Here is an 11,429-nt window from a genome sequence, read left to right as displayed (position 1 = left end):
ATTTGGCACAATTAACAGATTTCCTACATCTGACGCACCTTACTAATAAGTAGTCATTATGTAATAACCAATGATCATTGATTGATATTAGGCCCAAATTGGATAGTGCGTAAGTGCTAATTTTTACTTATCTAGTAAAGAACTATAGGTTCCTGCTTGCGATCGCAATTCTTCATGACTTCCCCGTTGCACCACCTTTCCTTTATCTAACACAATAATTTCATCACAGTCCCGAATAGTGCTAAGACGATGGGCAACAATAATACAAGATACACCACGACGACGAATATTGCGATCGATAATTAGTTCCGTTTCCGCATCCAAAGAACTTGTAGCTTCATCCATCACCAAAATCACCGGATTTCTGACTAAAGCCCTAGCAATTTCTAAACGTTGGCGTTGTCCCCCACTAATATTCAAACCACCCTCACTTAATTGAGCATTGTATCCTCCTGGTAAAGACATAATCAAACTATGAATTTCCGCATCCTGACAAGCTTTTATGACATCAGCATCTGATATATTTTCATCCCAAAGAGTCAAATTATCTCTAACTGTTCCCTCAAACAAAAAGATATCTTGTTCCACCATTGCCAATGAATTTGCTAATACCAAACGTGGAATTTGTTGACGGGGAATACCATCAAACAAAATTGCCCCTGACCAAGGAGTATAAAGCCCTGTAATTAGTTTGCTAATTGTAGACTTACCAGAACCACTCCCTCCCACTAATGCCACTCTCTGTCCTGATTTGACAATCAAGTTAAAATTTTCAACCAAAGGCGCTTCTAGATGATTGTAGCCAAAAGTAAGATTACGTAACTCAACCTGTCCCTCTAATAAAGAAATATCATCATTTTTAATCACTAATTCTCTAGTAACTTCAGGATCAATAGCATTATTAAAAACATCGTCCAGACGTTCCAAATCAGCCTCTAAAAGTTGCAAATTAGCACCAAAATTGACTAGACTATTAATTGGTTGCAGAAAACTAGTTACCAAGGTTTGATAAGCAATCAACATTCCCATACTCATATTACCTTCCATCACTCGCACACCTCCTACTACTAAAATGATAGTAGTTGCAAGATAGCTGAAAATTGTTGGTAAGAGGTTTAAATATAAACTCTGTAAATCTAGTTTTTGTTGGGCATTATGGAATTTAGTATAATATCCGGCAAACTTAGCAAATAAACTTGATTCTAACCCAGATGATTTCACAGTTTCTATATTTTGAATCCCACTAGTAGCAAAACCATAAAGTTGATCTCGTTCTTGACTTACCTTTAAGTTTGCATCTACCCGAAATCTTTTCACTATCTGTAAAGTTAGAAGATTAAGTACAGCAAAGCTGATGGTCATGATCGTTAAAACTTGATCATAAACGAGCATCATCACTGCATAAAATACCAACATTAATGTATCAATGATTGTCGTGCTGATATTATTTAAACCATTGACTACATTTTTATTCAAATTCACACGGTTACTAATATCACCAGTGAACCGTTGAGCATAAAAATTGATAGGTAAACGCAGAATATGCCAGATAAATTTACCTGTCATCACCATTGATAATTTAATAGTTAATCGCCGCAAATATAGTAATTGCAATCGCCCTATTAAAATTTGAAGTATAGCGGTAATTACTATAGCCAACAATAAAGGTTTTAGCCACTCTTCCCGCCCTTGAATGAGAATTTCATCTGTAAAAACTTGTGCAATTGCAGGTAAGGCTAACCGAGTTAAGGTCAGCAGAACTCCTGCTAAAATGGATAACAGTAAAGCATCATAGGAACTTTTGAGCCGGGAGTATAAAGCCAAAAAAGTATTGCGCTTTTCTCCAGCTTTTTTAAAATCTTCTCCTGGTTCTATTACTAGTACAATACCCGTATAAGCTTCGTTAAATTCCTGCTTAGATACCTGGCATCTACCACTAGCTGGATCATTAAGATAAACCCAATTGATGCTAAATCCTTCTACTACTAAAAAATGGTTAAAATTCCAAAATACAATATAAGGAAATTGAACTTTTTCTAAAGATTCTAGACCTTTTTTATAACCTTTTGCTTGCATTCCATAACGTCGGGCAGCTTTGAGGATATTTGCAGCTTTACTACCGTCTCTAGATACCCCACATTCTTGACGTAGTTCTGCCAGAGGGACAATGCGCTGATAATAAGCAAGAATAATACCCAGTGCAGCTGCACCACATTCAGTCGCTTCCATTTGCAGCACTGTTGGTGTTTTGACCCTCTTTCTCGAATATTTAATGAGTTGCCAGAAACTCTGTAAGGGATTAATTGATGCCACTCCATTCCCTCAAAAATGGTAAAATAAATGTGATAGGTTGTCTTTGTTCTAAAATAATTTTTACTTTAGTAGTTGTTCCCGAAGATAACTTTAAGTTTGTTGGCCCAGTCGAAGAAGACCATTCATAACTGCTAAAATTAGTAAAGTTTGGTTTTAATTCAGCCCATACTTCTATTTGCGGTTCTTGAGCTTTGGCAATTATACTTTCTACCAATTCACTATTACCAAGCACATTCACAGCACCTTGTTTAGTAACTGGAAAAGCTGCCACAGATATTACCTTACCAACAATACCCCCAAATTGTTCTCGCTTCACAGTAGTAGGGGTAATTTGAATTTCCATTCCAGGTTTAATTTTTTTACCATCTCCCACAGAAAAATATGTGACTCCTACTAATTTTTCAGACGCTGCTGCTTTTATTTCTAGAGAACCAATGCTAGTTCCAGTATTAACTACTTGTCCATTAGTGGTAGTGAGTTCAAGAATACATCCAGTATAAGGACTTTTAATAGTGCTGTTGTTTTTGATTTTCTGTTCCAGGGTGTCAATTTCTTGTTTATTTTGTAAAATTTGATTTTTTCTGTTAATTACGTCAGTGAGATTTTGTTGTTTGAGAGTTTTTTCTTTTGTGGTTATTTCTTGTAACTTAACTTGTATTTCAGATAGATTGTTGACATTATCAATATATTGTTTTTCTGTGGCAGTTATGTCTACATCTAATTGCTTTAGCTGTGCTTTAATGTTAAATATATTTTGTAGATTTTGTCGATATTGTTGATCAGATTCTAATACTCCATCTTTAGAGATTGCTCCTTTTGTAAATAGTTCTTGCCTTTTCTCTAGTCTCTCCCGAAATACTGGAACTAAAGCTTCTGTATCCTTGAGATTTTGTTGCAAACTTACTTGTCGCTGTTGGATAGCACTATTAGTTTGATTTTTGAGAATAGGACTTATAACTTGATTATCTCGCAGCCGTTGTTGTAAACTTTCTCTCTGTTGTTGTAGTGCTAATTTTTCTAGTTGATTTTTTTGCAATTCGAGATTAGTAGCTTCAATATCTTGTTGTTGTAATACCTCTAATTTAGTTTTTTCCTGTTGTAGCTGTTGTTTGAGATCAATTGGATCAATGAAGGCTATTACTTCTTCTAGCTGTTCAATTTCATTGCCATTATTCTTCTTGACACAATCCCCAACTTTTACATTTAACTGTTTTAATTGTCCGGAAATAGGGGATTGTATTTCTACTATGCGACGAGGATAAATTAATACTCCTTTGCCACTAACAGAGATAGGAATTCTCCCTAAAAACATCCAAATAATAATTAGTAAAAATAATGTGCTTAATACAGATAAATGTAGCCAATCTTGAGGTTTGATAATATGAATTAGTAGATCTAATTGCTCAGGGGAAGATAAATGATCTAGTGCTTGTTTTCGGAATAGATTTTTATTTTTATCATTAGTCATTTTTTTAGATATGCGGCGATCATAGATGAGTGTTTATCAGCCAGATTATAAACTGTTATCCTAATAACTATTTCTGACTTGTTTTAATAGCCAATTAAATCTGGTTGCAGCTAATGCTGTATTTTCCAAAGTATCCAAATTCAGTTCATCTTCATCTTCCATAGTTTCAGAGACAGATTGACTTTGAATATATGCCACATTACGATAACCTCTGCTAATCATTCTTTCTCGTAATCTATCTGTAATCACTACTGTAATTGCCCGATAAAAACGGGATGCAAATCCCATATCATTCTCTAGTTTGGTTCTCAATTTCTGCTGAGGAATTGCCAATAAGAGTGATATTGCTGATGCTTTTACTGTGGCAGAAGCTTTTCCTGTTTCCACAAAAGACATTTCTCCTACTATTTCCCCTTGTGGTAATTGAGCCACTTCTTTAATAATTTTTACTTCATTTTCAATGATTTCCAAAAATACTGCTAATTTGCCTTCAAGAAGGATATAAAGTGACTCTACTGTTTCTCCTTGTTGAAGTAATACTGTCCCTGGTGAATATTGCAACAATTTTCCTGTGGCGAGTATCCAATCAATATCAATATCATCTAAAATTCCAAATACAAATAGGACTTTTCTCAGAGGAGGATTAGACAATACTTTGCGGCTAACTAAAAGGAATGTAATTTTCCGCATTCTTTCCGCGAGCAAAATGCAAAGACTTTGATAAAAACGAGATGCAAAACCTAAATCATAATTTAGTTTAGATGATAATTGTTGCCAAGATAAAGATAAAACCACTGAATTTTCAAATGACTTGACTGTGGCTGATGTTGGTAGTTTATCTAAAAAAGAAATTTCTCCGACTATCTCTCCTTGTGTTATTCTAGCAATTTCCTGATCAGGATTTTCCCTATCTGCTTCAGACTGCTGGGAGACAAAGACTGACAAAGTTCCCTCTAAAATAATAAACAGATTATGAATATAACTTCCTTCTTTAATTAAGATATCACCAACAGCTAGTTCCCTCTTTATGCCTTGATCTAAAATCCATTGAATATCTTGCTCTTGCAAAATACCAAAAGGAGAAAGTTTTGGTTTCATAAGTTGCAATTTTATGGTTCAGAACTAAAGAATGAATAGTATTTAGAATTATCAATAATCTTCAAATTACAGCATGATCCAGAATTGTTTTGATATCAGGGTTGAGAACAAGAAAGTGAAGGAAGTATAGGACTAATAGGCAGAGTATTTACTGCCTTCGCAACCAAATGAACTTGACCTTGATTATCAATCACCCATCCTTGTGCTTCCAAAATCTCTTTTTGAGGAATGATACTAACATCAACAGGTTGAATATCTCTATTATTGCGCTGATTGGGTACTAAATCTACTAAGTCAACTAGTGCTGTTGTACCTGTAAATAAATCACTGGGACTAGATGGAAATCCGCCCTTGCCAGTAATAGTAAATTGATTCTTTTGGAGTGCAAATTTTCCACTAGTAACACATCTCTGATCAACCTGATTGGCGGTATCAAGCACATTAGTAGATAATGTGACTAATCCTTGAGAGGGATCAATATTTAGGGTATTGATGGTTACTTGACCATTCAAGCCAAACTGAGAACTAGCTGTAATATCGCTAAACTCAGTGTTTTGGAGATTAAAATCTATGCCAAAAATCCCTTGTGTTGTGATGTTAATGTTACCGCCATTGCCTTTGTCAGCGTTGGCAATGATATCACTATTTTCTGAAAATAACGCTACAACAAATCCATCTTTAGCATCAATGGTAATATTACCACCATTAGCTAAACCAGAAGCTTGTGCGGAAATTAGACTTTGATTCCGCATCAGCAATAAATTTTGCAGAGATAGGGTAATATTCGCACCTTCTCCGCTTTCACTGGCGCTGGTATTCGCCGTTAATTTACCTTGATTCATCAATAGATTATCTGCTGTTACTGTTAAGTTACCTGCCTGCCCAAAAAGATTACTAACTGTGATCGTTGCTCCGTCGCTGACGCTCAACTGCTTTGTAGTCACATCCAAGTTACCCCCAATACCAGGATTATCTACAGCCAAGCTATTAGCAAACAAGCCAGTAGTCTTATTACCACCTATCAGTTCAATTGATTCTTCCGCAGTGATGTCTAAAGAACCAGCTTTACCTGATGTCCTTGTGGATGTTGTGATTGCTCCCCCTCCTTGAATAATTAATCGTTTTGTATAAATGGTCAAATTCCCACTACTTCCATTCCCATTACTGGCATCTGAAAAAATACCAACACCATTTCTGGGATCTGGATTAGAACCAATCACTTCTATAGACTCTGAGGTATTGATAGTCACATCACCTGCTCTGCCATCGCCAAAGGTGCTAGTAGATACTACACCTCCATCTTGAATAATTAGTCGCTGGGTTTCCATGATGATGTTTCCCGCATTATTTCCAGATGAAGTCTGATTATATAAGCCACTACCGAAATTAGTGCCTGCTCCAACTCCAATCAGTTTGATAGATTCAGATGTGTTGATCAATAAATTGGGTGTATTGATGGGATTAAAGTTTTCGGCAAAAATATAAGAACCATCACTAATAGTTAAATTCTTTGCTTGAATTGTAATTACATCAACACCTTGACTATTAGAAGTTGAGTTAGGGTTATGTTTTACTTCAATTGCAGCGCCTTGAGATATAAGAATGTCTTTAAAGTTGTGTACTCCTTGATAGCCCAATTCCCAACCTAAAGCTAGTTGTTTGAGACTGACTAAACTGTTGTCACCAACACTTCCTAATTCAATTCTGCCTTCAACAGTTGCTGCACCACCTTCAAAGCTGATATCACCCCCAACTAAAGCAAATGTATGCCCTAAATCTACCTGAAGACCCAGTTTACTCAGGTTGGTGATGCTGCCGGAACTGGAGCTAAATTGTAAGCCAAGGGGAACATGAATACTCAGTAAAGGCTTGGCATCAGGATGAATGGCGCTAAATTGGATACTATTTTCAAAGTTGATACTACTGGCGGTGCTGCCTACAAAAGAGCCTTTGATATCTAGGCTGGCGTTTTGACCAAATATAATTCCCTGGGGATTAATCATAAACAGGTCAGCATTGCCCAATACCCCCAAAGTTCCCAAGATTTGAGATGGGTGAGAACCGGTGACTCTTGTGATAATTCTTTCAATACCAGCGGGTTGAGAGAAGTAAACACCTCTTTCTTGCTCAACATTGAATTCTTGGAAACTATGGAAAAGGTTAGCACCACGAGCAGCACCGCCATCAATGCGGTTAATACTCATACCCTGGCTATGTACGGTTTGGGTCATGACGGAGTTTTCAGTTCCCAGGGTGGTATCAGGAGTAAGTTGTGCTGAGGTTTTTTGTGTTGATAAGGAGGTTAAAATTAACAAATATGCAATAGATTTAACTACCCAACCTCTTTGATGAAGTGGCCAGATGAAATCGAAGCTTCTCTCTTTGTAGGAAATAGATTTTACGTTTAATTTAGTGGATTTGTTTAGTAGTATGACACTGGATGGCAGAAAACTAATACACCATAAATGCAAGTGATGACGACGTGGCACAAGTTTTTTCATGATTTTTGATGGTCTTGATAGTAATTGCAATGCATGAATTTTTTATGCCATCCTCAATAAATTTATTTACTTCAAATCTAATTTCATGCACTTGGCAAAGCTCTTTTAAACGTTCCTTAAAGATGCAATTCTCAATAATTTTATTAAAGGTAATAATTAGATGAAGTAGTAATAAAAAAGATTTATAGCGGTTATCTGTCGGATGCAATAGAATCGAGGGCGGGGAAACCCTGCCCCTACAGGTTTGGCAATTTACTGACTGTATTTCACTCAATTGGACACTGCTACAAGTAGGTTGGCGTTAAAAATTGTCGTTGGGATCAGGCAGCCCTATGGCTAACGCTACGCTATCGACTACGCTCAGGGGGCAGGCTTGCCGTGAGTTTCGACAAGTCTTACAGTGAGCTTGCCGAACTGCTCAACTACCGCGTAGCCGAACGGGAGCAGGGGGAAAAAGGGTTTTAGTCTTGTTTACTTTTCTTTACACAGTTTGGTTTTATTGTGCTTACCTACTTATATGAATATGGTGTATTAAGGACTTTGCCCTAATACACCCGAATATATGAAAATAATATGATGGGTTAAAGTTTGTTACACCATCAGATAAATATAAGATAAGTAACTAGATGAGACTTAGACATCTACTGGGGCAAGTGGGGATTGGGGTTTACCACCTGCAAAGGTTTCTAATTGCTCATCACTCAATTCCAAGTCTTCTTGCTCTTGTTTTATATCTGTTGCTTCAGATGGTTGAGATATATCTAAATTAGACTTTGGCTCAATTGTGTTAGACATGATTATTTGCTCTCCCAGTTAATTTTATTGATTTATATTTGTCAACTCTATCTCTAGGTTGATATTTTGCCAGATTATCTCTCTGTCATGAGACACAGTATTTTTGCTTAAGAGCAAAATTTTTATATAATCTGTGTATAGATAGCATACTATGAGGGAATCAGAATTCTCACTCATAAACATAAATTTTCATCATATCTTTAAATACCGGAGCTTTGTAGGATATGCCTAGTAGTAGACTAGGTAAGCAGCATTAAAACCATCCATCTTAAATAATGCTTTTTTTGAATTTCTTACAACCTGCAAGTCGCTGTATATTAAATTAATTGTTCCGGTTTAGTCTAGTTGTCGGGCAACGAGTTTGGTGAATAGTCCTGGTTGTTGCATCAGTTCTGTAAATGAACCAAACTGGACAATTTGACCGGCTTCCATAACGTAGATGAGGTCTGCATGACGAATGGTGCTAAGACGATGGGCAATGACGATTCTGGTGACATTCAATTGATTTAAATTTTCGGTGACGATCGCTTGGGTATGATTATCTAAAAAACTGGTAGCTTCGTCCATGAGGATGATTTTCGGTTGAAAGACGAGCGATCGCGCAATCATTAACCTCTGCAATTGCCCACCGGAAATATTACTACCACCCTCGCTAACTAAGGTATGTATTCCCATAGGCATGGCTTCGATATCTGCGGTTAAACCTGCCATCCTCACTGCTGTCCAAGCTTGCTCCATAGTCACAAATGACCCGGTGGTGATATTATCAAATATCGACCCTTGCATGACTTTGCTATTTTGCAGCACTACTCCCAATTGTCGCCGGACTGCGGAGAGGTTTAACTGGGCTAAATCTTGATCATCATAGGATATTGTTCCCTTTAATGGAGTTTCAAATCCTAAGAGTAAGCGTAATAGTGTTGATTTACCACTTCCTGAAGGGCCAACAATGGCTATAAATTCTCCTGGTTCAGCATTAATAGTGACATCATTCAATATCAACTGTCCATCCTGACGGTAGCGGAAACTCACATTTTTTAATGTTACACGCCCCTGTAAAGGTTCTGGTTCGGCTTGATCAGATGCAGATTCTAATTCCCCTTGTAAAATTGATGCTGCCCGTTGCCACAAAGGTATAATGTGGACGATACCCACTAAAGTATTACTGAGAGAAGTTACCCCGGCGAAAAATGTTCCAAATGCAGCGTTAAAAGCTAAAAATGTGCCTAATGTCAAATTCCCTTCACCCATCAAACTGCTTTGCATAGCTGTAAAACCAAACCAATAAAGTAGCAGGTAACTAACTGGTAACATTAGCTCATTAAATATGGAAACTATGTGATTGAGGCGGATAATTTCATTGCTAAACTGGATTTGCTGATTGTAACTTTTTGCCCAAATAGTAAATGCTCTTGTTTCTGCGGCTGCAACTCGTATTTTGGCAACTCCGTTGAGCATTTGCACCACTAGACCCTGAATGCGACCAATCAATGCTTCCTGTTGGCGTTCTTGGGCTAATAATATCAAGCTGGAGAAGATGGTAAAACTGATCCCTACTAGGGCAACTATAACTCCAACTAAAGCTAGTTGGGGACTGTAAATAAACATTAGTCCCAGGTTTAATAGGGCAAATACTCCACTTAAAAGAGTGCGTTGAATTGCACCGCTAATCATGCTGTAAATTTGGCTGACGGACATGATTCGCAGTAGCATATCGCCACTACTAAACTGACGAATAAAGGAGGGTTTCAATCTCAGTAATCTATCCCAAACTGCCGTTTGTATGTGACTGCCAGTTCCTTCTGCTATTCTTTGGGAGATTAAACCTTGGGATAAATTCAAAATAGTTCTACCAAAGCTGACAGCTAATAATCCTACAGTTAGTTGGATGAGGAGGAAGCGATCGCTGTTGGGAATGGCTGTATCAATCAAAATAGCTGTAGCCTGGGGCGTAATCATGCTCAATAATGTCCCCACTATCCCCACGGCTATAAGTACAAAAACGTCTCTTTCAAATCCTTCGATGCCAAATTTCAGCACATCCGTTATTTTCTTGACTACCGATGGTAGAGGTCGGTAAAACATATAAGCCTCTGGTGCTAAAGTTGTGGCTATATGTTCAGAAACCAAGGTGTGAGTCTGTAGTTCTGGATCAAATAAGAAGTAGCGATCGCCTTGACTTTTGTCAATTAGCACCGCCACTGGACGATTTTCGGCTTGAGTAAACGCCAGTAACGGCCCATTGTCTTTTCGCCACCAATCTCCTGCTAATATGACTTTACGGGTACGAATTTGGGTAGCTTGAGCGATCGCTTCTACTATATCTTTGTTTTGACGCTGATTTTTCTCTGATAATTTGGGGGAAACAATCATAATTCCCATAGCTTTACCAACAGCCCCAGCCGCAACTAATAATGGTGTTTCTTTTCTCTCAAATCTCTGTTGTGGCTGTATCAAATTAGAGGCAAAGTTTGAGAGTGCTGCCCGAATATTTTCATGATTAAGTTGTTGCTGCTTTTGCAAATTCTGCACTTTCGATTCTGTCTCTTTTAACGAGATTTGATAAAAATAGTTATGAAGATAATTATAAAAATGAGTTAGTCCAATCAGTAATTGTTTATAATTTAAATCCGCAGTCATACTTGTCTCAACTTCAATTTGTGTAATCGGTTGTAACCAAGTTACAGAAGTAATTGGAAACCATTTTTTCTCATCTAAAGAGAAATCTTTTCTACCCATCCACAAAGCATCACCCTCACACACTCGCACCCAAATTACTGATTGATGTGCAGCTTGTAAAAATTCCCCAGGTGATAAAGAAAGTTGTTCTAAATCTTTTTTGACTACAACTTTCACATTTGGTTTTGATTCTCCTATCACCAGTTGATTTAAATTACCGAGCCAGTTTTCTATTAAATTCGTAAATTGCAGAGTTTCTGCTGTATTCTCCTCTATCCCTGCAATCATATTGCTCAATTCTAATAACTCAAGTTCTGTATCTTCCAAAGCTATGGCTAAAATACCGCATTGAGTATTAGTTTCTGGTTCATGCCATAATCTAGATCCAAATACAGCTTCTCCCTGGCTAACACAGAAAAGGTAACGGCGATTTCCTATAGGTTTTCCCTCCTCAACTTTAGTACTAAAAAGTGCCAAAGAACCTGATTTTACTAACCATACTTTTTCAATAGTATCTAGAAGAAGTGGTTTATTTCCTTTAATTTGATGTATTTTAATCATAAATATTCAACCAA

At 37.2% G+C, this 11,429-nt stretch carries 6 protein-coding genes; all 6 read right to left on the bottom strand.

Annotated elements, in window-relative coordinates:
• Positions 1 to 123 precede the first annotated feature (123 nt).
• The 6 genes from ACSQ6I_RS06065 to ACSQ6I_RS06040 all read right to left on the bottom strand — a co-directional run bounded on the left by ACSQ6I_RS06065 (position 124) and on the right by ACSQ6I_RS06040 (position 11,415).
• The gene (locus ACSQ6I_RS06065; protein WP_438889472.1) at positions 124 to 2,313 is read right to left on the bottom strand and encodes an NHLP family bacteriocin export ABC transporter peptidase/permease/ATPase subunit; all 2,190 of its coding nucleotides are present in this window, start codon (positions 2,311 to 2,313) and stop codon (positions 124 to 126) included.
• Complete coding sequence (locus tag ACSQ6I_RS06060) at positions 2,300 to 3,781, bottom strand: NHLP bacteriocin system secretion protein (protein ID WP_438889471.1); 1,482 nt, start codon at positions 3,779 to 3,781, stop codon at positions 2,300 to 2,302. The genes ACSQ6I_RS06065 and ACSQ6I_RS06060 overlap by 14 nt, the downstream gene beginning before the upstream one ends.
• Before the next feature lie 60 nt (positions 3,782 to 3,841).
• On the bottom strand, positions 3,842 to 4,879 hold the full coding sequence (locus ACSQ6I_RS06055; RefSeq protein WP_438889470.1) for a cyclic nucleotide-binding domain-containing protein: 1,038 nt from the start codon (positions 4,877 to 4,879) through the stop codon (positions 3,842 to 3,844).
• Positions 4,880 to 4,974: 95 nt separating this feature from the next.
• The gene (locus ACSQ6I_RS06050) at positions 4,975 to 7,380 is read right to left on the bottom strand and encodes a two-partner secretion domain-containing protein (RefSeq protein WP_438889469.1); all 2,406 of its coding nucleotides are present in this window, start codon (positions 7,378 to 7,380) and stop codon (positions 4,975 to 4,977) included.
• 633 nt (positions 7,381 to 8,013) lie between these two features.
• Positions 8,014 to 8,175 carry a hypothetical protein gene (locus ACSQ6I_RS06045; RefSeq protein ID WP_438889468.1) on the bottom strand — a complete coding sequence of 54 codons (162 nt, stop codon included), beginning with the start codon at positions 8,173 to 8,175 and terminating at the stop codon, positions 8,014 to 8,016.
• 336 nt (positions 8,176 to 8,511) lie between these two features.
• Positions 8,512 to 11,415, bottom strand: coding sequence for an NHLP bacteriocin export ABC transporter permease/ATPase subunit (locus ACSQ6I_RS06040; protein WP_438889467.1), 2,904 nt, complete (start codon positions 11,413 to 11,415; stop codon positions 8,512 to 8,514).
• Positions 11,416 to 11,429 lie beyond the last annotated feature (14 nt).

The sequence above is a fragment of the Anabaena sp. WFMT genome, from assembly GCF_051781005.1.
Classification (GTDB): domain Bacteria; phylum Cyanobacteriota; class Cyanobacteriia; order Cyanobacteriales; family Nostocaceae; genus Anabaena.
This window is presented reverse-complemented; position numbering and strand designations above follow the sequence as displayed.

Excerpts from the sequence above, each read along its gene's own strand:
- ACSQ6I_RS06060 (WP_438889471.1), bottom strand. The coding sequence starts at position 3,781 with ATGACTAATGATAAAAATAAAAATCTATTCCGAAAACAAGCACTAGAT.
- ACSQ6I_RS06055 (WP_438889470.1), bottom strand. The coding sequence starts at position 4,879 with ATGAAACCAAAACTTTCTCCTTTTGGTATTTTGCAAGAGCAAGATATT.
- ACSQ6I_RS06050 (WP_438889469.1), bottom strand. The coding sequence starts at position 7,380 with ATGAAAAAACTTGTGCCACGTCGTCATCACTTGCATTTATGGTGTATT.
- ACSQ6I_RS06045 (WP_438889468.1), bottom strand. The coding sequence starts at position 8,175 with ATGTCTAACACAATTGAGCCAAAGTCTAATTTAGATATATCTCAACCA.
- ACSQ6I_RS06040 (WP_438889467.1), bottom strand. The coding sequence starts at position 11,415 with ATGATTAAAATACATCAAATTAAAGGAAATAAACCACTTCTTCTAGAT.